General features: G+C 62.4%; 26 protein-coding genes. 11 read left to right on the top strand and 15 right to left on the bottom strand.

Translation table 11 applies throughout. From position 1 onward, the window contains the following. The first annotated feature begins 47 nt into the window (after positions 1 to 47). A complete protein-coding gene (locus tag OO12_RS23655) occupies positions 48 to 440 on the top strand; it encodes a cupredoxin domain-containing protein (protein ID WP_235364990.1) in 393 nt (130 codons plus the stop codon). Here OO12_RS23655 and OO12_RS23650 read toward each other — a convergent pair whose 3' ends face one another. Then, a complete protein-coding gene (locus OO12_RS23650) occupies positions 441 to 1835 on the bottom strand; it encodes a leucyl aminopeptidase family protein (RefSeq protein ID WP_034161221.1) in 1395 nt (464 codons plus the stop codon). Next, complete coding sequence (locus OO12_RS23645; RefSeq protein WP_235364989.1) at positions 1832 to 3280, bottom strand: serine hydrolase domain-containing protein; 1449 nt, start codon at positions 3278 to 3280, stop codon at positions 1832 to 1834. The genes OO12_RS23650 and OO12_RS23645 overlap by 4 nt, the downstream gene beginning before the upstream one ends. Positions 3281 to 3829: 549 nt before the next feature. Between OO12_RS23645 and OO12_RS23640 the strand changes: the two genes are divergently transcribed. From OO12_RS23640 to OO12_RS23630, 3 genes are all read left to right on the top strand, one after another. Next, a complete protein-coding gene (locus OO12_RS23640) occupies positions 3830 to 4630 on the top strand; it encodes a ceramidase domain-containing protein (protein WP_152616628.1) in 801 nt (266 codons plus the stop codon). A 144-nt stretch (positions 4631 to 4774) separates the two neighbouring features. Beyond that, positions 4775 to 5038 carry a hypothetical protein gene (locus OO12_RS23635; RefSeq protein WP_034161219.1) on the top strand — a complete coding sequence of 88 codons (264 nt, stop codon included), beginning with the start codon at positions 4775 to 4777 and terminating at the stop codon, positions 5036 to 5038. Between the two features lie 169 nt (positions 5039 to 5207). Continuing rightward, positions 5208 to 7589: a membrane-bound PQQ-dependent dehydrogenase, glucose/quinate/shikimate family gene (locus tag OO12_RS23630; RefSeq protein ID WP_034161218.1), complete on the top strand. Its 2382-nt coding sequence runs from the start codon at positions 5208 to 5210 to the stop codon at positions 7587 to 7589. 150 nt (positions 7590 to 7739) lie between these two features. Here the strand turns inward: OO12_RS23630 and rimO are convergent, their stop codons facing one another. Next, complete coding sequence (rimO, locus tag OO12_RS23625; RefSeq protein WP_034161217.1) at positions 7740 to 9065, bottom strand: 30S ribosomal protein S12 methylthiotransferase RimO; 1326 nt, start codon at positions 9063 to 9065, stop codon at positions 7740 to 7742. A gap of 158 nt (positions 9066 to 9223) precedes the next feature. On the opposite strand from rimO, the gene OO12_RS23620 reads away from it, so the two are divergent. The 4 genes from OO12_RS23620 to OO12_RS28780 all read left to right on the top strand — a co-directional run bounded on the left by OO12_RS23620 (position 9224) and on the right by OO12_RS28780 (position 11568). Continuing rightward, the gene (locus OO12_RS23620) at positions 9224 to 9520 is read left to right on the top strand and encodes a GIY-YIG nuclease family protein (protein WP_034161216.1); all 297 of its coding nucleotides are present in this window, start codon (positions 9224 to 9226) and stop codon (positions 9518 to 9520) included. 50 nt (positions 9521 to 9570) lie between these two features. Further along, positions 9571 to 10113, top strand: a complete 543-nt coding sequence (locus tag OO12_RS23615) for a DOMON-like domain-containing protein (protein WP_152616627.1) — start codon at positions 9571 to 9573, stop codon at positions 10111 to 10113. Continuing rightward, positions 10110 to 11306 (top strand): exo-beta-N-acetylmuramidase NamZ family protein, encoded by a 1197-nt coding sequence (locus tag OO12_RS23610; RefSeq protein ID WP_034161215.1) that lies wholly within the window; start codon positions 10110 to 10112, stop codon positions 11304 to 11306. The genes OO12_RS23615 and OO12_RS23610 overlap by 4 nt, the downstream gene beginning before the upstream one ends. 118 nt (positions 11307 to 11424) lie before the next feature. Further along, positions 11425 to 11568: a hypothetical protein gene (locus OO12_RS28780; RefSeq protein WP_160296898.1), complete on the top strand. Its 144-nt coding sequence runs from the start codon at positions 11425 to 11427 to the stop codon at positions 11566 to 11568. Positions 11569 to 11608: 40 nt separating this feature from the next. On the opposite strand, the gene OO12_RS23605 is transcribed toward OO12_RS28780, so the two are convergent. The 12 genes from OO12_RS23605 to OO12_RS23550 form a co-directional block, all read right to left on the bottom strand. Further along, entirely contained in the window at positions 11609 to 11908 is a 300-nt protein-coding gene (locus OO12_RS23605; protein ID WP_082006764.1) for a hypothetical protein, read from the bottom strand. Between the two features lie 12 nt (positions 11909 to 11920). Continuing rightward, complete coding sequence (locus OO12_RS23600) at positions 11921 to 13099, bottom strand: vWA domain-containing protein (protein ID WP_034161214.1); 1179 nt, start codon at positions 13097 to 13099, stop codon at positions 11921 to 11923. A gap of 78 nt (positions 13100 to 13177) precedes the next feature. After that, positions 13178 to 13753 carry a CHAP domain-containing protein gene (locus OO12_RS23595; RefSeq protein WP_034161213.1) on the bottom strand — a complete coding sequence of 192 codons (576 nt, stop codon included), beginning with the start codon at positions 13751 to 13753 and terminating at the stop codon, positions 13178 to 13180. A gap of 148 nt (positions 13754 to 13901) precedes the next feature. After that, on the bottom strand, positions 13902 to 14192 hold the full coding sequence (locus OO12_RS23590) for a hypothetical protein (RefSeq protein ID WP_034161212.1): 291 nt from the start codon (positions 14190 to 14192) through the stop codon (positions 13902 to 13904). A 183-nt stretch (positions 14193 to 14375) separates the two neighbouring features. Next, positions 14376 to 15233: a DUF817 domain-containing protein gene (locus OO12_RS23585; RefSeq protein WP_034161211.1), complete on the bottom strand. Its 858-nt coding sequence runs from the start codon at positions 15231 to 15233 to the stop codon at positions 14376 to 14378. A 38-nt stretch (positions 15234 to 15271) separates the two neighbouring features. Next, complete coding sequence (locus tag OO12_RS23580; protein WP_034161210.1) at positions 15272 to 16126, bottom strand: AAA family ATPase; 855 nt, start codon at positions 16124 to 16126, stop codon at positions 15272 to 15274. 80 nt (positions 16127 to 16206) lie between these two features. Beyond that, entirely contained in the window at positions 16207 to 16872 is a 666-nt protein-coding gene (locus OO12_RS23575; protein WP_034161209.1) for a DUF6975 family protein, read from the bottom strand. A 115-nt stretch (positions 16873 to 16987) separates the two neighbouring features. After that, on the bottom strand, positions 16988 to 17896 hold the full coding sequence (locus OO12_RS23570; protein WP_034161208.1) for a PAS domain-containing protein: 909 nt from the start codon (positions 17894 to 17896) through the stop codon (positions 16988 to 16990). 603 nt (positions 17897 to 18499) lie between these two features. Next, on the bottom strand, positions 18500 to 20509 hold the full coding sequence (rpoD, locus tag OO12_RS23565; protein WP_034161207.1) for an RNA polymerase sigma factor RpoD: 2010 nt from the start codon (positions 20507 to 20509) through the stop codon (positions 18500 to 18502). Further along, complete coding sequence (gene dnaG, locus OO12_RS23560; RefSeq protein ID WP_034161206.1) at positions 20506 to 22404, bottom strand: DNA primase; 1899 nt, start codon at positions 22402 to 22404, stop codon at positions 20506 to 20508. The genes rpoD and dnaG overlap by 4 nt, the downstream gene beginning before the upstream one ends. Beyond that, positions 22401 to 22826, bottom strand: a complete 426-nt coding sequence (locus tag OO12_RS23555) for an endonuclease domain-containing protein (protein ID WP_052216230.1) — start codon at positions 22824 to 22826, stop codon at positions 22401 to 22403. Before OO12_RS23555 ends, dnaG begins: the two co-directional genes overlap by 4 nt. A gap of 124 nt (positions 22827 to 22950) precedes the next feature. Continuing rightward, positions 22951 to 23403 carry a GatB/YqeY domain-containing protein gene (locus OO12_RS23550; protein WP_034161205.1) on the bottom strand — a complete coding sequence of 151 codons (453 nt, stop codon included), beginning with the start codon at positions 23401 to 23403 and terminating at the stop codon, positions 22951 to 22953. 130 nt (positions 23404 to 23533) lie between these two features. Here OO12_RS23550 and carA point away from each other — a divergent pair, with 130 nt between their 5' ends. Genes carA through OO12_RS23535 form a run of 3 tightly spaced genes read left to right on the top strand, consistent with a single transcriptional unit; the run spans position 23534 to position 25502 of the window. Then, positions 23534 to 24697, top strand: a complete 1164-nt coding sequence (carA, locus tag OO12_RS23545) for a glutamine-hydrolyzing carbamoyl-phosphate synthase small subunit (protein ID WP_034161204.1) — start codon at positions 23534 to 23536, stop codon at positions 24695 to 24697. After that, positions 24694 to 25002, top strand: a complete 309-nt coding sequence (locus tag OO12_RS23540; protein ID WP_034161203.1) for a hypothetical protein — start codon at positions 24694 to 24696, stop codon at positions 25000 to 25002. The genes carA and OO12_RS23540 overlap by 4 nt, the downstream gene beginning before the upstream one ends. Further along, positions 25002 to 25502 carry a hypothetical protein gene (locus tag OO12_RS23535; protein ID WP_034161202.1) on the top strand — a complete coding sequence of 167 codons (501 nt, stop codon included), beginning with the start codon at positions 25002 to 25004 and terminating at the stop codon, positions 25500 to 25502. Before OO12_RS23540 ends, OO12_RS23535 begins: the two co-directional genes overlap by 1 nt. Positions 25503 to 25613: the final 111 nt, after the last annotated feature.

Genomic DNA, 25613 nt, shown 5'->3' with positions numbered 1-25613 from the left:
CGTTAGGATAGGCTATCTTCACGCGGGGGCTGATTTCGCGGAGTCGCATGATGAAGACGATCCTGACCCTTGCCGCATTTGCATTGATCGGCGCGGCGCCCGTGGCGGCGGCCGATCAACCCGCGACGCAAATCGATATCGCCCTGTCGAATTTCAAATTCACCCCGGCGACGGTGACGCTGGAGCATGGCCGCGCCTATACGCTGCACATCACCGATACCGCGAGCGGCAGCCATGACCTGGTCGCCAAGGCGTTCTTCGCCGGCGCAGCGATCGCACCGGCGGATCGCCGACAGATCTCGAAGGGAGCGATCTCGTTCGAGGGCGGGGAGACGATCGACATTCATCTGGTCGCGCCCGGCCCCGGCACTTATGAAATGCATTGCTCCCATTTCATGCACTCGGCCTTTGGCATGACCGGCAAGATCGTCGTGCGGTGATCAGCTATAACGTGTCTTGAGCACCGACCAGGTTGCCCTGAGCCCCAGCGCGTCACCGCCCTTGGGGCGTCCCGCTTTGGCCGAGGGCCGCCAGGCGAACGTGTCGAGATGCGCCCAGGCCGTTCCCGCCGGGATGAAGCGGCGCAGGAACAGGGCCGCCGTCGTCGCGCCGGCGAAACTGCTGTCGGCTGCATTGACCATGTCGGCGATGTCCGACTTGAGCAGCTCGTCATAACCGTCCCATAGCGGCATGCGCCAAAGCGGGTCGCCGACCTCGGCGGCCGCGGCGAACAGCGCCTCGGCCAGTGGCTCGTCATTGACGAACGTCGCGGGCAGATCAGGGCCAAGCGCGACCCGCGCCGCGCCGGTCAGCGTGGCGAAGTCGATGATCAGTTCGGGCCCGACCCCAGCCGCTCCTTCGGCCGCCTTGGTGATCGCATCGCCCAGCACCAGCCGGCCCTCGGCGTCGGTATTGGTGTTCTCGACCGTCAGGCCCTTGCGCGTCGCAAGCACGTCGCCGGGGCGAAAGGCGTTGCCGGCGACGCTGTTCTCGACTGCCGGGATGAGCAGATGGAGGCGGACCTTGAGCCGCGCGGCCATCACCAGCCCGGCCAGCGCCAGCGCATGTGCCGCGCCGCCCATGTCCTTCTTCATCAGCCGCATGCCGGCGCTGGGTTTGATGTCCAGGCCACCCGAATCGAAGCATACGCCCTTGCCGATCAGCGCGATGCGCGGATGCTTGGGATCGCCCCATTCGAGCTCGATCAGCCGCGGCTCGCGACCCTTGGCGGCGGCCTGGCCGACCGCCTGGATCATCGGATAGCCCTTGGCGAGGGGCTCCCCCCTTGTCACGGTCAGCGTGGCGCCATGCGCCTTGGCCAGGGTCGCCGCTTCGGCCTCGAGCTCGGCGGGGCCAAGATCGGCGGCGGCGGTATCGACCAGATCGCGAACTTGCGCCGTGGCGATGGCGAGGCGAACGGTTTCCTCGATCCTGGCAGGCTCGCCGGTAAGCAGGATGCGCGGGCCGATCGTCTCGCGCTGGCGATAACGATCGAAACGATGCTGCGCGAGCAGCCAGCCGAGCATCGCCGCGCCGGGTTCGCCCGACGCGAGGCGGTAAGTGCCCTCGGGCAGCGATTCGCCAAGCGACGCGATCCGCCACGGCGATCCCGCCGCCTCGTCGCACACCAGCAGCATCGACCAGTCCTCGACCCCGTCGCCAGGCAGGACGGCGCGGTTGCCGGCCTTGCCGGTCAGCCGATGCGCCGCGACCGCGGTCCGAACGCGCGGCGGCTGACCGGCCAGCCAGTCGGCGAACGCGGTGGGATGAACGACATGGATGGTACGGGCCGGCTGGCCGCGATCCGGCTGAAGCAAATTGGCGAAATCAGTCATTTCTGTACCTGGGCAACGAGGAATTGTTCGATCCGGCCGCCAGTGCCGGTGCTGTCGCCGAGCTCGGAATAGGTGCTGATTCCGACGGCCCGATCGGCAAAGGTGACGCGGTAATTGCGGTTGACGAAGCCGCCGCGCAACCGCGTCTTGCCCATTTGGGTAAAGTCGGTGATCTTGCCAAGAGGGGCAAGGCTGTTCCTGAAATCCGCCAGCACGTCCGGGGTGAAGTAGAAATCGGCATCCTCAGTCAGCAGGCCGCGGTCGAGCGTGCCGGCGCGCAGCTGATCGAACACCGCACGCATCTTTTTCGCTGCGGCGGTGTCGGCGGCATCGGCCGGGGGCGGGGGCAGGACCGTCTTGATGATGCCCTGGGCGATTTCCTGATAGGAATCCCCCGACCATGTGTTGACGAGAACTGTCACCGCCGCCTTCTCATCGGGAAAGACGATATTCTCGCTCAGAAAACCGACCGCTTCGCCGCTATGTTCGACATAGCGCCGGCCATTGAGGTTGCCGGTCGCCACGCCCAGGCCATAGCCATTGCTCGATCCGTCGGTCAGCTTCACGGCGGTTTCCTGTGCGGCCCAATCCTCGGGCGGCAGGATTGACCGGTTGAGCCGCGCGACATTCCATTTGGCGAGGTCGCGCGCGCTCATCGACAATTCGCCCGCCGCGAACAGCCAGCCATGCGCCGCGGGCGTCGCCACGCGCACCGGCCCCAATGCGGCGCGGCCATAGCCCTGCGGATAACCCTTGCCGACCGCCAGGTCCTGATCGATTGCCTTGATGCCGAGCGGTTTGAAGATCTTGCGGTCGAGATAGGCGAGCAGCGGTTCGCCCGCGAGTTTCTCCACGATCATGCCCGCGACGACATAACCGGTGTTGGAATATTGCCACTGCGTACCCGGTGCGAAATCGAGCGGCTTCTTGGCCCAGCGATCGACGATGCCCTGCGGTGTCACCGGGGTCGACATCGCCTTGAAACTGTAATCCTGCGGCCAGTAATCCTGCAGGCCCGAGGTATGGCTGAGCAACTGGCGCAACGAGATCTTGTCGCCATCGGTGATGTCCGGAATGTATTTCGAGACCTTGTCGTCAAGGCTGAGCTTGCCCTCATTCTCGAGCAGCAACAGCGCCGCGGCGGTGAATTGCTTGGAGACCGACGCGATCTGGTACGGCGCATCGGCATTCGCCACCGGCATCGTCTCCGATTGCTTGCCATAGGCCCTGGCGAAGACAATCTCACCGCCCCGCACGATCGCCACCGACGCCGAAGGGGCGCCGGTCTTCGCCAGTGTCGCGGTGACGAGCGTATCGACCTGTGCGGTTTCGGCCGGAGTCAGCGCCTGAGCCTGAGCCTGCGCGACGGGAATGGCGGTCAGCACCACGCCGATCAGAAGGCGGGCGAACAACGGAGCGAGTGAAGGACCAAGCGGCATCGGCATCCTCGGTAAAGTCAAAGCGGCATTGATGCACGAGCCGTGCCTTGCCTGCCAGCCCCCGTGAATTTGGTGAGGGGCGGCGGGTCGATCCGCTCGGTGCACAAGAAGGAACCGGATTCTCCCATGAACCGGGCCTGTTTCACCTGTTTTCGCAGCATGATTTTTCCCGGCCTGATAAGTTGGAGATCGGTGCGGAAATTACGATCGTATTTCAATGCGATGGGCCCCTTTTACCTGTTATGGAATAACAGGTGCGAAAACAGGTAATAACAGGTGACAAAACAGGTCCCGCGACAGTCGAAACAGGCTGCCGGTGAATTGGTTCTTTCACGGATAAGAAAGAGCGGGATTGCGGTCGGTCAGGGCCGCATTCGCGGGCGCGGATGGCATGGTTGCGACCGGGGTTGAATCGATGCCGCTTTTGGAATGGTCGCTCTTCCCGGAAATAATATCTCGGGCGGTCCTGCCGCTTGCTCATTTCGGAAGCAGTTGGCGAGGTCGCACAACGCGGCTAGCCTTGGAAGATAAGATAAAAGAACAGGGGGCAGGATATTGAGCCAGACCATCACGCCGCGCCACGTGCTGACGGCACTCGCGCTCGCCGCAATTGCCGCGCTGGGCATTCTCCTCCTGCTATCGCTGCTTGGCCCCGACTGGTTGGCCTACGCGCCCGCCACTTGCACCGCGACACGCTGCTTCTGTGAGTTTCCCCGCATCGGCACGCTGATCGTGCAGCCGGCCAATAGCTGGTCATCCATGGGCTATGTCTTTGTCGGCTTCATGATGATCGTGCTGGCGCGCGCGAAGGGCTGGTCGTCGGCGATGCCGCCGATCGCCGCGATCGTGTTCGGCGTCACCGCGATCTCGGTCGGCCTCGGGTCGGTGCTGCTGCATGCGACTTTGACGCTGTGGGGCCAGTTCTTCGACGTGCTCGGCATGTATCTGGTCGGGTCGTTCATGCTGGTCAGCGCACTGAGCCGGTGGCTGCGCATCCCCGATCGGTCCGCGATCATCTTTTATCTGCTGCTCTGTTCGGCGCTGGTCGCGGTGTTGATCGCGGTGCCGGAGGTCCGGCGCTGGCTGTTCGCCGTGCTGCTGATCGCCGCGATTATCGTCGAGCTGGTATTCGCCCGGCCACGCCGTCCGGGTGTGAAGGTCGGTTTCTATCTTGCCGGCATCCTGACCAAGGCGGTGGCGTTCACGATCTGGAATCTCGACCAGCATGGGGCGATCTGCACGCCGCACAGCCTGGTGCAGGGCCATGCGGCCTGGCATCTTCTCGGCGCCACCGCGCTATGGCTGACTTTCTGCTATTATCGCAGCGAGCCGCAATCGGTCGCCAGGACCGAATAGATCAGGCCGGCGACTGGCAAGTCGTCTGTAAATAAACACCAGATCGGCCCTAACTTTTGTTGAATCCATCTCAAATGAGAGGATGGTCAGTGTCGGGCAAGGCTTAATAAGTCGATGCCCGACGCAAAAGGAGGGAGGTTGTCCATGGAATATGCATTCTTCGCGATGATCGGCTGGTGCGGAACCAAATGGCCTGGATGGTGGCGCGGACCGCGGCCGCCGCAGCCAGACCCCTGGTGGTGGATCGTCAGCATTGCCGGTGCCGTCGGCGGTATTGTCGCGGCGACGGTGTTCCAGCCGGTGATCGGACAGGCGGGATTCTTTGCAACGACGATCACTGCACTGGCCGGCGGCGTGTTTGCCGGCAGCATCGTCGACGGCATTGGAGGGCTGAGCAACAAGGGTTGAGCCGCTTGTCGAAATGGGGGAGGCGGTGCCTGAGGCGCCGCCGCTCCTCGTCCTGGTCGCGCTCGAAGCAGCCGACCGACTTTCCGCCTCTCGAATAGGGAACTCACGCTGTCCCTTTTCGTTTGAGCTTGGCACGTTCGCCCGAGGATTTTCGCCCGAGGATTTCATCATGCAGAATCGCCGCAGCTGGGCCGCCATGATCCTGGGGTTCGTGATCGGGTTGATCGGGTTGATCCTGGCGATTGGTGGCGCATGGCTCGCGGTGCTGGGCGGATCGCTTTATTATATCGTGACGGGCGTCGCGATGATCGCAGCGGGTGTCCAACTCGCGCGTAGCCGCATGTTGGGCGTCTGGTTGTACGTCGCGATCTTCGTCCTCACCTTGCTGTGGGCATTCTGGGAAGTCGGGACCAATCCCTGGGCGCTGGTACCGCGCGTGATCGCGCCGCTGGTGCTTCTGCTTGCCGTATTGCTGGTGATGCCGACGCTGAGCCGCGCCGCCAATCGCTGGCGTGTCGGGCTGGGCGCGGTGGCCGGCGTGCTTGTTGTAACGTTGATCGGTGGCGTGGTGATCGCGCGTGGCGCGGAAGCGCCGGTGCTGGCCGGACTGCCCGCGCCCGCATCGCCAGGCATGGCCGACAGTTCGGGGCAGACGGTCGGTGCGGATTGGCCGGCCTATGGCGGGACCTATAGCGCACGTCGCTTCTCGCCATTGGCGCAGATCAACGTTTCCAATGTCGGCAAGCTGAAACGCGCATGGCTGGCTCATACCGGCGACATGCCGGCGACGCCCGATGCGGCCAAGATGTATGGCGCCGAGACGACGCCGTTAAAGGTCGGCGATACGCTGTATATGTGCTCGGCCAAGGGCATCATGCTGGCGCTCGATCCCGCCACGGGCGCGGAAAAATGGCGCTTCGATCCCAAGGTGCCGGACAAGTGGATCCCGTACACCGCCGCCTGTCGCGGGGTGAGCTATTATGCCGTGCCCAATGCGACCGTCGGCCAGGCCTGTGCGACGCGAGTCATTGAGGGCACGCTCGATGCGCGGCTGATCGCGGTCGATGCGGCGACGGGCAAGCCGTGCGCGGATTTCGGGGCCAATGGCCAGGTCGATACCAAGATCGGGATGGGAAATGTCTATCCCGGGCTGGTTTCGATCACCTCGGCGCCAACCATCGTGCGCGGCGTGGTGGTCACGGGGCATCAGATTCTCGACGGGCAGGAACGCTATGCGCCGTCGGGCGTGATCCAGGGCTATGACGCAGTCACCGGCGCACTGCGCTGGGGCTGGGACATGCTCAAGCCGGAATGGACCGGCGCGCCGCCGGCGGGCCAGCAATGGTCGCGCGGCACGCCCAATATGTGGACCACCGCCTCCGGCGATGAAGCTTTGGGCCTGGTTTACCTGCCGCTGGGCAATTCCGCAGTCGATTACTGGAGCTCGCTGCGCACACCGATCGAGAACAGCTTCGCCAATTCGCTGGTTGCGATCGATGTCGCGACGGGCAAGCCGCGATGGTCGTTCCAGACAGTGAAGAAAGATGTGTGGGACTATGACCTTGGCAGTCAGGCGACCCTGATCGATTATTCGGGCGTGCCCGCGCTGGTGCTGCCATCGAAACAGGGTGACATCTATGTGCTCGACCGGCGTACCGGCCGGCCATTGACGCCGATCGGGACGATCAAGGCCCCCGGCGGCGGGATCGAGCCGACCGAGCGTGCTCCGACGCAGATCGTCTCGCTCTGGCATACGCTGCGCAAGGACCGGCTGACCGAGCGCGACATGTGGGGCATGTCGCCGATCGATCAGATGATCTGTCGCATCCAGTTTCGCCAGGCGCGCTATGCCGGTTATTTCACCCCGCCGGAGACCGGCAGATATACCGTCGAATATCCCGGCTATAATGGCGGCAGCGACTGGGGTGGCATCGCGGTTGACCCGCAGCGCGGCGTGATCATCGCCAATTACAACGATATGCCCAACCATGTCCGGCTGGTGCCGCGCAAGATCGCCGACCAGCGCGGCTGGAAGACGCGCGAACAGGCCGGCGGTCCGACTCCCGGCGCGGAAGGGGCGGGCGATCCGCAGGCGGGCACGCCCTATGCCGTCGACGTCAATGCCGGCTGGCGGATGAAGTTCACTGGCCTGTTGTGCAAGCAGCCGCCCTATGGCGGAATCCGCGCGATCGATATCCGCACCGGCAAGACGATCTGGGACCGCCCGCTCGGCACCGCGCGGACCAATGGTCCGTTCGGCATCCCGTCGATGCTGCCGATCAACATCGGCACGCCCAATAATGGCGGATCGGTGGTGACGGCGGGCGGGCTGGTGTTCGTGGCGGCGGCGACCGACAATCTGATCCGCGCGATCGACCTGCGCACCGGCAAGGTCGTGTGGTCCGACGTGCTGCCGGCCGGCGGGCAGGCGACGCCGATGGTCTATGAACAGGGCGGCCGCGAATATCTCGTGATCATGGCCGGCGGCCATCACTTCATGGAGACACCGATCGGGGATTCCGTCGTGGCCTATGCCTTGCCGAAATCGTGAAATGCGACGTCGATAGCCAGCGTGCTTTCGAACAGGGTTGATCCACCTCCGCCCGTTCGCTTCGAGCGCAGTCGAGAAACAGGCCACAGGCGCTGCGCAGAGTTTCTCGACTGCGCTCGAAACGAACGGAAGGGGCGGGCTTCCAAGCCCCTAGACCGGCACCCCGAACAGGTCGTGTTCGTCGGCATCCTCGATCTCGACGCTGACGATATCGCCCTGCTTCAGGTGACCCGCATCGCGGAGATGCACTTCGCCGTCGATCTCCGGCGCATCGGCCTTTGATCTGCCTGTCGCGCCGTCTTCGTCCACCGCATCGATGATCACGTCGAGCGTGCGGCCGATCTTCGCCTGCAGCTTGTCGGCGGAAATTCGCGCGGTCAGTTCCATCAGCCGGGCGTAACGCTCTTCCTTGATCTCTTCGGGCACCTGGTCGGGCAGGGCGTTGGCTGCGGCGCCTTCGACCGGTTCGAAACGGAACGCGCCGACGCGGTCGAGCTGCGCTTCTTCCAGCCAGTCCATCAGATATTTGAAATCATCCTCGGTTTCGCCCGGGAAGCCGACCACGAAGGTCGAGCGGATCGCGATATCGGGCGCGATGGTGCGCCAGTTCTTGACGCGCTCAAGCACCTTGGCCTCGTTGGCCGGGCGCTTCATCAGCTTGAGCACATTGCGGCTGGCATGCTGGAACGGGATGTCGAGATAGGGAAGGATCAGCCCTTCCGCCATCAGCGGGATGACCTGATCGACGTGCGGATAGGGATAGACATAGTGCAACCGCACCCACGCGCCGAGCTTGCCCAGTTCGCGCGACAGGTCGGTCATGTGCGCGCGGACTTCCTCGCCCTTCCACTGGCGCGGCTGGTGGCGGATATCGACACCATACGCCGACGTGTCCTGGCTGATCACCAGCAATTCCCTGGTGCCCGCCTCGATCAGTTTTTCGGCTTCGCGCAGGATCGCGTCGGGGCGGCGGCTGACCAGGTCGCCGCGCAGCGACGGGATGATGCAAAAGGCGCAGCGATGGTTGCAGCCTTCGGAAATCTTCAGATAGCTGTAGTGGCGCGGGGTGAGCTTCAGGCCGCTTTCCGGTACCAGGTTGAGAAAGGCGCTGGGCGGCATCGGCGCTGCGTCATGCACCGCGCCGACGACTTCCTCATATTGGTGCGCGCCAGTGACGGCGAGGACATTGGGGAAGCGCAGGCGGATCATCTCCGCTTCCTTGCCCATGCACCCGGTGACGATGACCCGGCCATTCTCCGCGATCGCTTCGCCGATCGCCTCCAGACTCTCTTCCTTGGCGGAATCGAGAAAGCCGCAGGTGTTGACCAGCACCACGTCCGCGCCGGCATAGTCGGGCGACATGGCATAGCCGTCGGAACGGAGCTTGGTCAGGATGCGTTCGCTGTCGACCAGATTCTTGGGACAGCCGAGCGAAACCATGCCGATTTTCGGCGGGGTGGGGAGGATTGTTGCCATGGGAAGCGCGGCACATAGCGATTTCTCGCGCAATTTGCCAGTGCCCCACTTTTTACCTTCCCCGGCGAAGGAGCATGGGGTCGGATCGTCCCCCGGGCGATCCTTGAACATGCGGGGCATGTTCAACCCGATGCTGGCCCAGTCGGAAAGGCCGTGGTGTGGATGAACAAGCCTATGTTTACATCATGGCGAGTGCACGCAACGGTACGATCTATCTGGGCTCGACCAATGACCTTGTGCGAAGAGCATGGGAGCATCGGGAAGGTGTGATTGAAGGGTTTACGAAAAAATATGATTGCCGCTTGCTCGTTTGGTACGAGGTTCACGGTGATCTGGAATCGGCGCGTGTTCGGGAGTTCCGCATGAAAGACTGGAAACGCACATGGAAAGTGCGCGAGATCGAGGGACTCAACCCGGATTGGGACGATCTGTACGATCGGATCGCCCAATCATGAGTGACATCGCGACTGGACCCCGGCCTTCGCCGGGGAAGCAGGAGTGGGTGTTGATCCCGCATCCCGCCTTGCCTCGCGGCCCCCTGGACAGCGTAACGGTCACCGCCGATCGGCCGTCGCGCGATCTGCTGACTCTCCGCTACCGTGCCATCGGCGCGATCGATGCCGTCCTATGGCCCGCACCGGCCGACCCGGCCTTTGCCGATAATCTCTGGCAGCATAGCTGCTTCGAGGCATTCATCGCACCCGGCGAGGGCGACGACTATACCGAGCTCAACGCCTCGCCTTCGGGCAGATGGGCGATCTATGAATTCCATGGCTATCGCGCCGGGATGCGCAATTCGCAAACCGCGCATTACGAGAATGAAGGATGGCGCATGACGCCCGATACCGCCGAGCTGACAGTGTCGCTCACTTTGCCTTTGCTCGCCGACGGCGCTGTGTGGCAGGTCGGCCTGACCGCCGTGATCGAGGCGAAGGATGGCAGCAAATCCTTCTGGGCGCTCGCACATCCGACCGACACGTCCGAAGTACCCGATTTCCACAACCGGGATTGCTTTACCGCCGACCTCGCGGCACCGACGGCCGCATGAAATTCGGTCTCGATCGGCTCCTCGCCGACCCCGCACTGCGTAAACCCCTTGAGGGCAAGCGTGTCGCGCTGCTCGCGCATCCTGCCTCGGTCACCGCCGACCTGACGCATTCGATCGATGCGCTGGTCGCAAGCGGTCTCAACGTCTCCGCGGTGTTCGGGCCGCAGCATGGCGTGCGCGGCGACCTGCAGGACAATATGATGGAGTCGCCCGACTTCACTGACCCGACTTACGGCATGCCGGTGTTCAGCCTGTACGGCGAAGTGCGCCGGCCGACCGGGCAGTCGATGGGCACGTTCGACGTGATGCTGGTCGACCTGCAGGATGTCGGGTGCCGCATCTACACCTTCGTCACGACGTTGCTTTACGTGCTTGAGGCCGCGGCCGAGCATGGCAAGGCGGTCTGGGTGCTCGATCGCCCCAATCCGGCGGGGCGCCCGGTTGAGGGGCTGACCCTGCTTCCGGGTTGGGAGAGCTTTGTCGGGGCAGGGCCGATGCCGATGCGGCATGGCCTGACATTGGGCGAACTCGGGCACTGGTTCATCGATCACTTCAAGCTCGATGTGGACTATCGCGTGATCGCGATGGAGGGGTGGGAGCCCGATGCCGCGCCCGGCTTTGGCTGGCCGGCGGATCGCGTGTGGATCAACCCAAGCCCCAACGCCGCCAATATCAACATGGCGCGTGCCTATGCCGGTACGGTGATGCTTGAGGGGACGACCCTGTCAGAGGGGCGCGGCACGACGCGGCCACTCGAATTGTTCGGCGCACCCGATATCGACGCGCGGGCGGTAATCGCCGAAATGCGCCGTTTCGCACCGGCATGGCTGGCCGGTTGCACATTGCGCGACATCTGGTTCCAGCCGACCTTCCATAAACATGTCGGCCAATTGTGCAGCGGCGTGTTCATCCATGCCGAGGGACCGGGGTACGACCATCAGGCGTTCAGGCCCTGGCGGGTGCAGGCGCTGGGTTTCAAGGCGATCCGGCGGTTCTATCCGGCTTATGATCTGTGGCGCGATTTCCCGTACGAATATGAATTCGGCAAGCTCGCGATCGATGTGATCAATGCCGGGCCGGGGTTGCGCGACTGGGTCGATGATGCCGCTGCCGAGTCGCGCGATCTGGATACGCTTACCGGCCCGGATGAGGCCGCGTGGACCGCGGAACGGCAGCGATTCCTGCTTTATTGACCTGGCCCACAACCATTCGGCGTGGATTCACGACATTCCGGCCCAAAATATTATAATTGGTAATACATCTGTAGCATTACGCTGGCGACAGGGAAGTCGTTTGCGGGGACGAATTTCGATGGAATCCAATCTTCATTATTATGCGCGGCGGGCAATGCAGGAACATGCCGCGGCGCGGACGGCGGTGACCATTGAAGCACGCAATCGAAGGCTGGCGCTGGCGCAGATGTTTCAAGCCAAGCTCGAGGCGTTGAACGCCTGATCTGGCGTTGATTGGTTTCATTTACAGACAGCACAGACGGTCATTCTCCGTCGGTGGTGATTTGCGTGCGATATTGGCACCAGCTTTCCCAGACATTCTCCAAATCGACATCATCATAGCCGCGTTTTTCGGCCAGTTGTGCCGCCTTTGAAACCGGCAGCATTATACACACGGCCTGATCTCGAGCACTGACCACTTCGGCTTCGGTGAGAGGCGTGCCTTTGTCCTGCTCGAGGCGATGCAGAATCGTCACCAGTGCCGGGATGGGATGCGGCACAAGCGGCTCGTCCGATCCGCGTATTTCCGGCTTCTTGCCCAGCAGCTTGTCGAGCCAGCGCATCGTTGTCCTGACCTATCGCTTCCGCGTCAGCTCGCGCATCCCGTCGTCCAGCCCGGCCAGCGTCAGTGGATACATGCGGTCGTTCATCAACTCCCGGATGATGCGCACGCTTTGCGAATAGCCCCATTGCTGTTCCGGGATTGGATTGAGCCACACCGCGGCCGGGTAGGTGGTGGTCATGCGATGCATCCACACCGCGCCCGATTCCTCGTTGAAATGCTCGACCGAACCCCCGGGATGGGTGATCTCGTACAGGCTCATCGATGCGTCGCCGACAAAGACGAGCTTATAGTCATGGCCGAATTTGTGCAGCACGTCCCACATCGGCGTGCGCTCGGTGAAGCGGCGCTTATTGTCCTTCCACACGCCTTCGTACGGGCAATTGTGGAAGTAGAAGAATTCGAGATTCTTGAATTCGGTCGTGGCGGCCGAGAAGAGTTCCTCGCACAGCTTCACCCAGGGATCCATCGATCCGCCGACATCGAGGAACAGCAGCAATTTGACCGCATTGCGGCGTTCGGCGCGCATCACCACGTCAAGCCAGCCCTGGCGTGCGGTGCCGTCGATCGTCGCGTCGATATCGAGTTCGTCGGCGGCGCCTTCGCGCGCGAACTTGCGCAGGCGACGCAGCGCGATCTTGATGTTGCGTGTGCCGAGTTCGCGCGTGTTGTCGAGATTCTTGAAGTCGCGCTGGTCCCATACTTTCAGCGCGCGCTTGTGCTTGCTCTCGCCGCCGATGCGCACGCCCTCGGGGTTATAGCCGCTATTGCCATAGGGTGAGGTGCCACCCGTCCCGACCCATTTATTGCCGCCCTGATGCCGGCCCTGCTGCTCCTCGAGCCGTTTCTTGAGCGTCTCCATGATCTCGTCCCAGGAACCGAGCGACTTGATCGCCTCCATTTCCTCGGGGCTGAGATATTTCTCCGCGACGGCCTTGAGCCAATCAGCGGGAATATCGGTCGGCGCCTGGCCGAACGTCGTGGCGATGCCCTTGAACACCTTGGAGAAAACCTGATCGAAGCGATCGAGCAGGCCTTCGTCCTTCACGTACACGGCGCGTGAGAGATAATAGAAATCCTCCGGCGTACGGTCGATCACGTCCGCGTCGAGCGCCTCGAGCAGCAGGAGATGCTCCTTCATGCTGGCGGGGATGCCGGCGGCGCGGAGCTCGTCGAGGAAGTTCAGGAACATTATGCCTGCATGGCACAATGACGAGCACAATATCAAATGGCGAGCATTTGCCGGCCACGATTGTGGCGGGATATTGTGTCAGCGATAGGCGTCGATCAGTGCGCCGACATCGTCGGGATCATCGCCGGTGAGTTCCGGCGCGGCATGCGCTTTGGCCACGGCCCTGCCCAATGACTTGTCCGGCGCGCCGTAGATGAAGCCATAGACCGGATAGATGGTGCTCCCCAGGCCATCCATGTCGCGATACCACACTCTCACTTCGCTCCAGTCATTGTCCGGTGAGACGTCGGTCAGCGTCACATCCTGTTCGGCATGGCCGCGCTCGCCATTCTGGCGCGACCAATTGGCATGGGTGACCATGACGACGCGGGGGGTGACGACGCGGCTGATCACCGCGACATGGCCGAGACGCAGCCGCGCCGATTTGCGGAACACGATGACCGAGCCGGTCCTCGGCGTATCGCCTCGGCGATATTTGCCCTCGGCGCCGTCCCACCAGGTCCAGGCGTCGCCATAGATCTGAATGCCCGACGCGGCGCGGGCGAAGGGCACGCATTCCCCGACATAGTCGAGCAGCGATGCGGCGTAGGCAGGGGCGCCCGCAGTCGAAACCGCAACGGCGAGCCACAGAAAATGGGAAGATACGCGGACCATAGCGGCAAATATTTGCCGGTTTTCCATGGCGAAAGCGTTGGAGGGCTTGGTTTAGGTCCAGTTTACCCTGTTGCGGCGGCGAACTGCGCGACGTCGGACTTCGCTCGGATCCGGGGCGGCGCGAGCTAGGGCCGCTGGGCAATCTCGCTTATGGATTAGGCGGAAAGCCGTTGCGGCGGTCGAACTTCTCGATGCTGTTGAACTTTCGCTGTCGCACCGTTTCGGAATCCCGCTCGTTCCGCGCGGCCATTTCAGCCCATTCGGCCTTGGTGAGGCAAAAGGTGCGTGGCAGGATCGTCCCGGTTCCGACGATCGGGCGGCACATCTTCTTCGGCGTCGCCGTTTTGCTCGCCGCATCGCTGCCCGCCTGTTGCGCCATGGCGGGCACGGCAAGGGCAACGCCGGCCAACGCGACCAATGGTATGAGCAGGAACCGCATGACGAAACTCCCATGATCAGTGCGTTGATCAGGGGTTCCGCATAGGTCGAACGTCCAGTGCGGCAATCATATCGCGGGCGAGCGTCATCTTCATGCCGCTGAAGCGCGCAGCGACAAAAGGCAGTTGATCCGAACCGCTACCCCTTGTTCGATCCGTGGCCGTTGGATCAATCCCAAGGCCGATCACACCGGATCGGACGGCTTTTCCGGCCGATGCAGCAGCGACACCAGCACGAATGAGATGATCATCAGCAGGTACCAGGCGCCCAGCTTCTGCGGCGAGACGATCGACCATGTCGCGCCTTGCGAGGGATAGACCCAGGCGCGGGTATAGGTGCCGATATTCTCGGCGAACCAGATGAACAGGGCGACCAGGAACCAGCCAAGCAACAAGGGCATCGATCGTGCCTTGCGAAAGGGTGTGAACCACACCTGCGTGCGCCAGAACAGCATCGCGGTTATCGCGAAGAGCAACAGACGTGCGTCCGGCAGCCAGTGATGCGCGAAGAAATTGATGTAGATCGCGCTGGCCAGGCTGACCGCCATCCAGCGCGGTGGAAAATGATCATAGCGAAAATCAAAAATGCGCCAGACTCGCGCTATGTAACTGCCGACCGCCGCATACATGAACCCCGAAAAGAGCGGCACGCCGCCGATGCGAAGCAGGCTCGGCTCGGGATAGACCCAGGATCCGTGCGCCGTCTTGAAGAGCTCCATCACGGTGCCGACGAGGTGAAAGGCGAGGATAACCTTCGCCTCGCGCAGGCTCTCCAGGCGGAAAGCCAGCATCGCAACCTGGATCAGGATCGCCCCGATTGTCAGCACATCATAGCGTGCGATCGGCGCATTCACAGGATAGAAGAAATGGGTCGCGAACAGCATGCCGAGCATGAGCGCGCCGAACAGGCACGCCCAGCCTTGCTTGAATCCGAACAGCAGAAATTCGTAAAGCGCCGCGCTCCAGCCCCGCGTCGGTTGCGCTGCCTCAAGCCGGGCACGGACCCGGGCGAAACGGGTGGCGCCGGACCCGGGACCGCTCAGGGCAGGCCCCGATGCATCGCCTGCATCAGCATGCCGTATCAGCCCTTGTTCTGCTGCCGCTTCGCCATGAAGGCGAGCCGTTCGAACAGCATCACATCCTGTTCGTTCTTGAGCAGCGCACCGTGCAGCGGCGGTATCGCCTTGGTCGGGTCGCGATTCTGCAGCACGTCGAGCGGCATGTCCTCGTGCAGCAGCAGTTTGAGCCAGTCGAGTAATTCGCTGGTGCTCGGCTTCTTCTTCAGGCCCGGTACGTCGCGCACGTCGTAGAAGATATCCATCGCCTTGTTGACCAGGATCTTCTGGATGCCGGGGAAATGGACATCAATGATCGCCTGCATCGTGTCGCGGTCGGGGAATTTGATGTAATGGAAGAAGCACCGGCGCAGGAATGCGTCGGGCAGTTCCTTTTCATTGTTCGAGGTGATCACGACGATCGGGCGCTCCGCCGCCTTCACCGTCTCCTTGGTCTCGTAGACATGGAATTCCATGCGATCGAGTTCCTGCAACAGGTCGTTGGGGAATTCGATGTCCGCCTTGTCTATCTCGTCGATCAGCAGCACCGGCGGTTTGGGGCGCGTAAACGCCTCCCACAGCTTGCCGCGGCGGATATAGTTGGAAATGTCATGGACGCGCTCGTCGCCCAGCTGGCCGTCGCGCAAGCGAGCGACCGCATCATATTCATACAGGCCTTGCTGCGCCTTGGTGGTGGATTTGATGTTCCACTCGATCAGCTCGGCATCGATTGCCTTGGCGACTTCATAAGCGAGGACGGTCTTGCCGGTGCCGGGCTCGCCCTTGACCAGCAATGGGCGGCGCAAGGTCACGGCGGCATTGACTGCGACCTTCAGGTCGTCGGTCGCGACATAACTCTGGGTGCCCTCGAAGCGCTTCATACCGCAATCCCGTTTCATTTGAATACCGGGTTTGGCGATAGAGGGAATAAGTGTCACCGCGCAAGCGCGCGATTCAAGACTCAGAGATGGTTGCGCGCGCTTGCCCGGGCTTCGAGCAAATCCCACAGGCCGCGATGCTGTGCCAGCAGCTGTTGTGCGCCGAATGCCATGGCGCGCTCGACGCCGGGCGTATCGCCAAGCGAGGCGGCAACCGTGGCGATTTCCGCTTCGATCGGCAGTGCCGATGCCGGCGGCGTGACGCCAAAGCGATTGGCGGCGGCATCCAGCGTCAGCCGAATCGTCGTCCAGTCGAGCACCAGCGCGATCGCCGCGCCCGTCGCGCATCCCGCGCGGTCGGACTGGGCGAGCATTTCCAGTGCATGGCGCTGGCCGATAACCGCGGCCTCCGATTCGGCCTGGCCCGGCGTGGAGGGCAGGGGGCCTGCCGCGGCGGTCAGCGTCGCGAGATAGGAGCGCTCGACGGCAAAGCCTTCGGCCGCCTCGGCGAGCCAGTCCTGCGCCAGCGGCTGTACGTTGCGGGCCGCGGCAAGATCGATCACGCCGGGATGACTGCCATGCAAAGCGCAAAGGGTGTGAACGCAATCCGCGAAATCGCGCACCGCGACATGGCGATTGCCAAGCGTTCGCGGCATCGGGTGCGTTGCGCTGCCATCGGCATCAGCGAGCGAAGCGATGATGCCCCAGCCACTGTCCCGTCTTACGCTATGTGCCGAATCGAATGCCATGATTCCCCGAAGATTTTCCTGCGCAAGCCGGAGGATACCGGCTCGAGCTTCTCTGTCGGGTCAGGGGATATACCGAAGCACGTAAAGACCTGGTGTACTGGCGATTAATCCTGTCTCAACCAGACAGGCGCGAAACGATCATCGCCGACACCGCCTCGATCGCCGCACCACGCCGCAGCGCGGCCAGGCCGATCTGCACCGGTGTGGGCTCTCCCCGGTTGACCAGCAAGGTGGCGGCGATTGACCTGGATGGTCCGCCGGCAATGACCGCCTCGACCGCTTCCGCCACCCCGACGCGTGACGCGATGTCGAGCAAGGTGACGAAACGGACGCTCGACAAGGCATCGATCGACAGGCCGGAAAGCCGGGCAAGCGGTGCGTCGGGGCGATCGAGATAGCCGCGCAGATTGATTCGCGCGCTGGCAATGCCGGGGATGACGGCGATCGTCTCGCTGGTCGCGTGGCGCTCGGCCTCGGCTTCGCGCAGATCGCTGGCGATGGTGACATCGTGAACGAACAGCGCCACGCCACCGGGGTGCGGTTGGATCGCAATCGCCAGGCTGCGATTGTGATAGCGGATCGAGGGCAGGTCGAGCGTTTCGGCGAGCCCGGATGCCGCCACACGGTGGATGGCCTCGGCCAGAAACTGACGCGCGGCATCGGGGCCGACCGCGTCGATCGGGTGGCCAGGGTCCACTGCGGTGCCGAAATAACTGCGCGCGGATCGGCTTGCGGCGGTCACACGCAAATCCTGGTCGGCGAGGATGACCATGTCATCCACCGAATCGAGCAATGCGGTGCTGCCCATATCGTTGCCGCCCGCGCCCACGGCATGCGGTGCGCACAGTGCATCCATCACATCGATCGACGTCAGGATCAGCCGCGGGCGTCCGCGATGCAGGATATAGACCGGCGAGCGTATCGCGCGCTCCTGCCAGACACCAAAGTGACGCACGAGATCCGATGCCGTAACGATGTGGTCGCGGGGCGGATCGAGCGGAATGACTTGAGCTGGTGCGGTCATATCACGGTTGCTCCCTTTGTTGGGAATAGGAAGAGGCGCCCTTTTTGCCCCCCACTGCAAGGCAACGCATCCGAACCGGTTGCAGATTTTACGTGGTTACCGGGCAACACCTCCGAAACGGATGTAACTCACGGTAAATTTCCCGTGATTCCAATGCCGAATGGGCATGAATCACGGGATTCGGTGGGTCCATTTGGTGGCGCAATGGTAAATACGCATCGCTAAAACCTGAGTTACGGCAAGGGGAAAGCGGGACACGCCAAATATCTCCACCCAGTTTTAGAGTTTTCCGTCGGGATAGCAGGTCCCGCGCTCCCGGCGGAAAAGACGGCACGTTCTCCACCCTCCGGAGGCGGGCCAGGTCCCGGCGGAAGAATGGTCCCCTTCCGCCGGGGCTCACCACATCGCCGGGCGCGCCACGGAGCGTTCAGGCGAAAGGGCTGGGTTAGGCGACAGGGTCGCCAGCATCATCACCGCTTCGGCTGGTTCATCGACATCACCGCTCATGGCGGCACATGTTCACCGCGCGGCTCTTCGTCGCGGCGATCAGGCGGCAGCGGGCGTGCCTGTCGCCGGAGGGACAGGCACGCCGGTGCGACTCGCTTACTGGTCGAGGAAGCTGCGCATCTTGCGCGAGCGGCTCGGATGCTTGAGCTTGCGCAGCGCCTTGGCTTCGATCTGGCGAATACGCTCGCGCGTCACGCTGAACTGCTGGCCCACCTCTTCGAGAGTGTGATCGGTGTTCATGCCTATCCCGAAACGCATGCGCAGCACGCGTTCCTCGCGCGGGGTCAGGCTGGCCAGAACCCGCGTGACGGTTTCCTTGAGATTGGCCTGGATCGCCGCATCGACCGGAATGATCGCGTTCTTGTCTTCGATGAAATCGCCGAGATGCGAATCCTCCTCGTCGCCGATCGGCGTTTCGAGGGAGATCGGCTCCTTGGCGATCTTCATCACCTTGCGGACCTTTTCGAGCGGCATCGACAGGCGCTCGGCCATTTCCTCGGGCGTGGGCTCGCGGCCCTGCTCGTGGAGGAACTGGCGGCTGGTCCGCACCAGCTTGTTGATCGTTTCGATCATGTGCACCGGAATACGGATGGTGCGCGCCTGATCGGCGATCGACCGCGTGATCGCCTGGCGAATCCACCAGGTCGCATAGGTGCTGAACTTGTAGCCGCGGCGATATTCGAACTTATCCACCGCCTTCATCAGGCCGATATTGCCCTCCTGGATCAGATCCAGGAACTGCAGCCCGCGATTGGTGTATTTCTTCGCGATCGAGATCACGAGGCGCAGATTCGCTTCGACCATTTCCTTCTTGGCGATGCGCGCCTCGCGCTCGCCCTTCTGGACCATGTTGACGATGCGGCGGAACTCAGCGAGCGACATGCCGGTCGCCTGGCTGATCTCAGCGATCTCGATGCGGATACGGTCGACCGAATCGCTCTCATTCTCGACGAACGCGGTCCATTTCTTGTCGAGCTTGCCCAGGCCGGCGATCCACTGCTCGTCCAGTTCATGGCCGATATAGCGATCGAGGAAATCCTTGCGCGGCACCTTGTGACGCTCGGCGAGGCGCAGCATCTGCCCACCCAGCGCGGTCAGGCGCCGGTTGAAGGCATAGAGCTGATCGACCAGATATTCGATCTTGGCATTGTGGAACTGGACGCTTTCGACCTCGGCGGTCAGGTCTTCGCGCAGCTTGTGATATTTGCGCTCGTCCGCACTCGACAGCTCGCCGCCCGCGCCCATCGCTTCGAGGCGCTGTTGCTGGACCTTGGAAAATTTCTTGTACAGCGCGGTGATGCTCGCGAAGCGCTCCAGCGCCTGTGGCTTGAGCTGCTCTTCCATCTGGGCGAGCGAGAGGGTGTTGTCTTCCTCCTCATCGTCCGACGGACGCGGCGTGCGCCGCTCGGTCATCGAATCCTCGTCTTCGTCGGCAGGCGCCTCTTCGGGCTCCTCCTCTTCCTTGAACGAAGGGCCGGCGGTCTTTTCGGAAATCTCGCCCGATCCTTCACCGTCTTCGTCGTCGGTCAGCGATTCGGGGGCAGGGTCCTTGGACAGCATCGCGTCGAGATCGAGAATCTCGCGCAGCTGCATCGTGCCTTCGTTCAGCGCGTTCGACCAGTCGATGATCGCGTTGAAGGTGATCGGGCTTTCACACAGGCCGAGAATCATCGTGTCGCGGCCGGCTTCGATGCGCTTGGCGATGGCGATTTCGCCCTCGCGGCTGAGCAGTTCGACCGCGCCCATCTCGCGCAGGTACATGCGCACCGGATCGTCGGTACGATCGATGACTTCTTTCTTCTTCACGTCGAGCGAGGGGGCGCTTTCTTCGGCGGTGTCGACCGATTCGACCTCATCCTCGGCCTGCTCGTTATCCTCGCCGTCCTCGCCGGCTTCGTCATTCTCGACGATGTTGACGCCCATCTCGTTCAGCGCGGACATCACGTCCTCGAGCTGATCGGATGACATCTGATCCTGCGGCAGCGCTTCGTTGAGCTGCTCGTACGTGATGTACCCACGCTTCTTGGCGCGTGCGACCAGCTTCTTGATCGACGCGTCGTTAAGATCGATCAACGGCGCATCGGTCGTCTCGGTCGTATCAGTCATTCATTGCCCTCGGTACTAAAAGCTCTGGCGTCTTCGTTCGCTTGCACAAGATTTGCAAGCCGAGCGTCGAGCGCCTGCTGTTCTTTCACCAACGCGACCTGCTTTTCGAACGCTTCGTCCGAATAGTGGGTCTTCATCGTCGCCGTCGCTTCAGCCAATGCCGCGTCCACTTCGGGGCGAGACACAAGGATCGCGATCGCCTCGTCGAGGTCTTCGCGGGCACGTTGTGGCTCGGCATCCTTTTGCGTAAACGAACAGGATAATTGGTCGGCCCGCAGAAGATCGTGCGCGATTATATCAAATTCAGATGAGGCCAATATGGTGAGAAGGCCCTCGCTATCAAGCGCCCCGCCATTATTTGCGTCCTTGATCGCAAGATTCACCACCGCTTCGAACAATTTTGCCAGTGCGTCATCGGCCAGTTTCAGCGATCCCAGCACTTCCATATGCCGTGCAATCTCAGCCGGGTGGCGAATCAGGCCGGCCACGATCGCCTTGGCGAGGATGCGATCGATGCCCGTCGCGCCGACGCTTTTCGCATAGTCGGTCACCGGGCCGACCGGCGGTTTCCATTTATCTCTCGGTCCGCCGCGTTTGCCGGGAACGAAGGGCGCGCGCGGTGTCCATTCCTTGCGCTCCTTCTCGTACATCTTGTCGAAGCGGCGGCGGAATTCGGCGAGATATTCCGTGCGCACATCCTGGTCGGCGATCGCATTGGCCAGTTCGGTGAAGCGCCGCTTGAAACCGGCTTTCTGCTCGGGCGTGTCGAGCGGCTCAGCGTCACGCTCATGTTTCCACAGTCGATCGACCAGCGGTTCGGCCGCCTGGATCAGCGCTTCGAACGCGGCCGGCCCCTTGGCGCGAACCAGATCGTCAGGGTCCTGTCCTTGCGGCAAGGTGACAAAGGCAAGACTGCGCCCCGGCCCAAGCATCGGCATCGCGCGATTCGCGGCGCGGATCGCCGCCTTCTGCCCCGCCGAATCACCATCGAAACACAGGATGGGTATGTCCGACAGCCGCCAGAGCCGTTCGAGCTGCGCTTCGGTCAGCGCAGTGCCGAGCGGTGCGACGGCTTCGCCAAATCCTGCCTGGGCGAGAGCGATGACGTCCATATAGCCTTCGACCACCAGAATCCGGTTGGCCTTGCGGCTGGCCGCTGCCGCCTTGTCGAGATTGTAGAGCGTACGGCCTTTGTCGAAGAGCGGAGTCTCAGGTGAATTGAGATATTTCGGCTCGCCGTCACCGATGATCCGCCCGCCAAATGCGATGGTGCGTCCGCGCGGGTCGCGGATCGGGATCATCAACCGCCCGCGAAAGCGATCATAGGGTTCCTTACCCTCGACCGAAATCAGCAGGCCGGACTCGACCAGCAACGGGTCGCCATAGTCCTTGAGCGCGTCCTTCAGCTTTCCGCGCGAATCGGGGGCAAAGCCGAGTGCGAATTCTTTGGCGGTCGCCGCCTTGATGCCGCGCTTTTCCAGGACGGTGCGCGCTTCGGCGCCGGCAATCCCGTTCAACTGGCCGGTGAACCAGCTCGCGGCATCGGCACAGACTTCATGCAATCCCTTGGCGCGCTCGGCTTTCTCCGCCGATTGCCGGTCCATCGCCGGCAATTCCATCCCGGCAGCCTGGGCGAGCTCCTTGACGGCATCCATGAACGGCAGGCCGCGCTGGTCAGTCAGCCATTTGATTGCATCGCCATGCGCCGAGCAACCGAAGCAGTGATAAAAGCCCTTGTCGTCATTGACGTAGAAGCTGGGCGTCTTCTCATTGTGGAACGGGCAGCAGGCGCGATATTCCTTGCCGGCCTTTTGCAGCTTGGTGGTGCGGCCGATCAGCGCCGACAGCAATGTGCGGGCGCGCAGTTCGTCGAGGAATTGCGGCGTGAGGGTCACGTCTTATCCCCCGCGGCGGCGGAGCGCGCGCCAAAACTCCCCTCCCGCTTGCGGGAGGGGTCGGGGGAGGGCCTGTCCGCCAGTGCCTGCTCGATTTTAGCCACGACGCCTTCGATGCTCTCCATCACCTCATTGTTCCAGAAGCGAATGATGCGAAATCCCTGCGCTTCAAGATAACGGGTTCGCGCGCGATCGGTTTCGGCATTCCAGTTGTGCTGACCGCCATCGACCTCGATCACCAATTTCGCGCCGCGCGATACGAAATCACAGATGAAAGGGCCAATCGGGACCTGTCGGTTGAAACGAACGCCTGCCACTTGCCGCACGCTGAGGTGGGTCCAGAGCCGGCGTTCAGAATCGGTCGCGTTCGCGCGCAATTCGCGGGCTCGCATCGTTGGTCTGGCGTAGCCTTTGTCCGACATGCCCTCCCAATAACGTATCCATACCCGGCACGAAATGCGCCCCGCGCATTTCTCAATCATGCCGGAGGCCTGATTGACCGGGTATGGATAGGTTATTCCCTCCCGCAAGCGGGAGGGGAGATTTTTAGCTCAGCGCGGCCTTCACCGCCGCACTCGCCTTGCTCATGTCCAGCGTCGTCGCATGCCGCGCCTTCAGCTCGGCCATCACACGCCCCATATCCTTCATGCCGCTCGCACCCAGCTCGGCCTTGATCGCCTCGATCGCCGCGGCCGTATCCGCTTCGCTCATCTGCTGCGGCAGGAAAGCCTCGATCACCACGACTTCGGCCGCCTCGGCATCGGCGAGTTCCTGGCGATTGCCCTTCACGAACATGTCGATCGATTCGCGGCGTTGCTTGACCATTTTCTGCAGCACTTCGACCACCAGCGCGTCGTCGCTGTCGGGCGCCTTGCCGACCCGTGCCTCGATGTCGCGATTCTTGATTGCCGACTGAACCAGACGGAGCGTGGCGGTGCCGGCCTTGTCTCCGCCCTTCATGGCGGTGACGAGCGCGGTCTTGATGTCGTCGCGAATCATTTTAACGTCCTTCGAAGGCAATCTCGACGCCTAGCCGAACCGTCATGTCTTTAACAGATTGACGCATCGGGCTCGCGCCTCTAGCTCCCGCCCCTTAGCGACATTGAAACCCCATGGAGTGCCCGCCACGATGGCCGACGCCAAACCTATTGCTGCGCCTGAAGGAGCCACGGGGGTGTTGGTCCTCGCATCCGGAGACGTCGCATGGGGCCGAGGTTTCGGCGCGGAAGGCGCCGCCGTCGGTGAAGTATGCTTCCACACCGCGATGACCGGCTATCAGGAAGTGATGACTGATCCGTCCTTCGCCGGGCAGATCATCACCTTCACTTTCCCGCATATCGGCAATGTCGGCGCCAACCCCGAGGATATCGAGGCGAACGACCCGCATGCGCTGGGCATCATCGTGCGCGAGGATGTGACCGAGCCGTCCAATTTCCGTTCGGTCGATCGGCTCGACAGCTGGATGAAGACGCATGATCGGATCGGCCTGGCCGGGATCGATACCCGCGCACTGACCCGGCGCATTCGTGCGGGCGGTGCGCCCAACGGCGTGATCGCACACTCCGCGACGGGCGAGTTCGATATTCCGAAGCTGCTCGACATGGCGCGCGGCTGGCCTGGTCTTGAGGGCATGGATCTGGCGATCGAGGTCACCACCGAGACGCATTATGGCTGGGAAGGCGGCATCTGGCGGCTTGGCTTCGGCTATGACGACGCGTCCGGCGACGCCGCTCGCCCACATGTCGTGGCGATCGATTATGGCGCCAAGCGCAACATCTACCGCAATCTGGTTCAGGCCGGCGCCAAGGTCAGCGTCCTTCCCGCGACGGCGACCTTCGATCAGGTGATGGCGCTGAAACCCGATGGCATCTTCCTGTCGAACGGCCCGGGCGATCCCGCCGCGACTGGCGAATATGCCGTCCCTGTGATCCAGCAATTGCTCGAAACCCGCATCCCGCTGTTCGGCATCTGCCTCGGCCATCAACTGCTTGGCCTCGCGGTCGGCGCGGAGACGACCAAGATGTTCCAGGGCCATCGCGGCGCCAACCACCCGGTCAAGCGGCTCAGCGACGGCGCGGTCGAGATCACCTCGATGAACCACGGTTTCGCGGTGGTCAGCGAAACACTGCCGGCAACGGCGCGCGAGACGCATGTGTCGCTGTTCGATGGCAGCAATGCCGGCTTCGAACTGACCGACCGGCCGGCGTTCAGCGTTCAATATCACCCCGAGGCGAGCCCGGGGCCGCAGGATAGCCTGTATCTGTTCGAGAAGTTTGTTGGGTCGTTGAAATGAGGAAGGTCTGGCTCCTTGCGCTTTTCGGCCTGTCGTCCGGATGCGCTCCTGCCGCCACCAACGATAAACCCGTCTCCTTGCGGCAACAGAAAATCGCTTCGTTAAACGCCATTTCCGACAAATGCGGTTTGCCGCAATCGGCACTGAAGCTCGAAGGTGAGGATGATCTTCATTTTCAGCCGCCGGCAACCTCGTCATTCAAGTCGGTCGATTGTGCGCTGGCGGAACTGAAAAAGGCGAAGTTTCCCATGAAGATGGGCTTTATCGGCAACGAATCATATCGCGACGAAGGCAACAGCCAGTAATGCCAAAACGCATCGCCATCTCCTCCCTCCTGATCATCGGCGCGGGCATCGCTCTGGCAGCGAATGCGCCGGTAGAAGACAGCCTTACCCAGGTTGCAGGATGGAATCTGGCGGATGTCGGCCACAAGCCGGGCGACGACAGTGATCGGCTGGTGACGATCGAGAAAGTGATCCCGGAGGTCGACCTGATCTATCGTCCAAGCGAGAGCAATACGGGCGGCAGCATCCAGGCCGAGTTCAAGCCGCTCAAGGGCTGCAAGGCGCTGAGCTATAATAGCGGCTTCCAGTTCGACGATCCCCCGACCGACCGCGCGGCGGAGGTTCGCAAACAGGTCGACGAGGCATTTGCCGATTTCGCCAAGACCTGCCGGATCGATCCGAGCGCCAAGACGACGCTGATGACCGGCTTTGCCGAGGCCTTCGCGGCGGTCGACAAGCTGATGGTCGACAAACCCAATGTCTATCCGCCGCAGCCAGTCGATAACGGATCTGGGGAATGATACGACTGCGAAACAATTCTCTCCGGGCATTTTCTGGCACATTGTTGGATATGCAAGTCAAGATACTGAAATCATTCAATATAAATGCCGGTTTGCCGCTCGGATACGCAA

The organism is Sphingomonas sp. ERG5 (assembly GCF_000803065.1).
Lineage (GTDB): Bacteria > Pseudomonadota > Alphaproteobacteria > Sphingomonadales > Sphingomonadaceae > Sphingomonas.
The sequence above is the reverse complement of the archived record's forward strand: the minus strand, read 5'-3'. Positions and strand labels throughout refer to the sequence as shown.

Excerpts from the sequence above, each read along its gene's own strand:
- OO12_RS23655 (WP_235364990.1), top strand. The coding sequence starts at position 48 with ATGATGAAGACGATCCTGACCCTTGCCGCATTTGCATTGATCGGCGCG.
- OO12_RS23650 (WP_034161221.1), bottom strand. The coding sequence starts at position 1,835 with ATGACTGATTTCGCCAATTTGCTTCAGCCGGATCGCGGCCAGCCGGCC.
- OO12_RS23645 (WP_235364989.1), bottom strand. The coding sequence starts at position 3,280 with ATGCCGATGCCGCTTGGTCCTTCACTCGCTCCGTTGTTCGCCCGCCTT.
- OO12_RS23635 (WP_034161219.1), top strand. The coding sequence starts at position 4,775 with ATGGAATATGCATTCTTCGCGATGATCGGCTGGTGCGGAACCAAATGG.
- OO12_RS23630 (WP_034161218.1), top strand. The coding sequence starts at position 5,208 with ATGCAGAATCGCCGCAGCTGGGCCGCCATGATCCTGGGGTTCGTGATC.
- rimO (WP_034161217.1), bottom strand. The coding sequence starts at position 9,065 with ATGGCAACAATCCTCCCCACCCCGCCGAAAATCGGCATGGTTTCGCTC.
- OO12_RS23610 (WP_034161215.1), top strand. The coding sequence starts at position 10,110 with ATGAAATTCGGTCTCGATCGGCTCCTCGCCGACCCCGCACTGCGTAAA.
- OO12_RS28780 (WP_160296898.1), top strand. The coding sequence starts at position 11,425 with ATGGAATCCAATCTTCATTATTATGCGCGGCGGGCAATGCAGGAACAT.
- OO12_RS23605 (WP_082006764.1), bottom strand. The coding sequence starts at position 11,908 with ATGCGCTGGCTCGACAAGCTGCTGGGCAAGAAGCCGGAAATACGCGGA.
- OO12_RS23600 (WP_034161214.1), bottom strand. The coding sequence starts at position 13,099 with ATGTTCCTGAACTTCCTCGACGAGCTCCGCGCCGCCGGCATCCCCGCC.
- OO12_RS23595 (WP_034161213.1), bottom strand. The coding sequence starts at position 13,753 with ATGGTCCGCGTATCTTCCCATTTTCTGTGGCTCGCCGTTGCGGTTTCG.
- OO12_RS23590 (WP_034161212.1), bottom strand. The coding sequence starts at position 14,192 with ATGCGGTTCCTGCTCATACCATTGGTCGCGTTGGCCGGCGTTGCCCTT.
- OO12_RS23580 (WP_034161210.1), bottom strand. The coding sequence starts at position 16,126 with ATGAAGCGCTTCGAGGGCACCCAGAGTTATGTCGCGACCGACGACCTG.
- OO12_RS23575 (WP_034161209.1), bottom strand. The coding sequence starts at position 16,872 with ATGGCATTCGATTCGGCACATAGCGTAAGACGGGACAGTGGCTGGGGC.
- OO12_RS23570 (WP_034161208.1), bottom strand. The coding sequence starts at position 17,896 with ATGACCGCACCAGCTCAAGTCATTCCGCTCGATCCGCCCCGCGACCAC.
- rpoD (WP_034161207.1), bottom strand. The coding sequence starts at position 20,509 with ATGACTGATACGACCGAGACGACCGATGCGCCGTTGATCGATCTTAAC.
- OO12_RS23555 (WP_052216230.1), bottom strand. The coding sequence starts at position 22,826 with ATGTCGGACAAAGGCTACGCCAGACCAACGATGCGAGCCCGCGAATTG.
- OO12_RS23550 (WP_034161205.1), bottom strand. The coding sequence starts at position 23,403 with ATGATTCGCGACGACATCAAGACCGCGCTCGTCACCGCCATGAAGGGC.
- carA (WP_034161204.1), top strand. The coding sequence starts at position 23,534 with ATGGCCGACGCCAAACCTATTGCTGCGCCTGAAGGAGCCACGGGGGTG.
- OO12_RS23540 (WP_034161203.1), top strand. The coding sequence starts at position 24,694 with ATGAGGAAGGTCTGGCTCCTTGCGCTTTTCGGCCTGTCGTCCGGATGC.
- OO12_RS23535 (WP_034161202.1), top strand. The coding sequence starts at position 25,002 with ATGCCAAAACGCATCGCCATCTCCTCCCTCCTGATCATCGGCGCGGGC.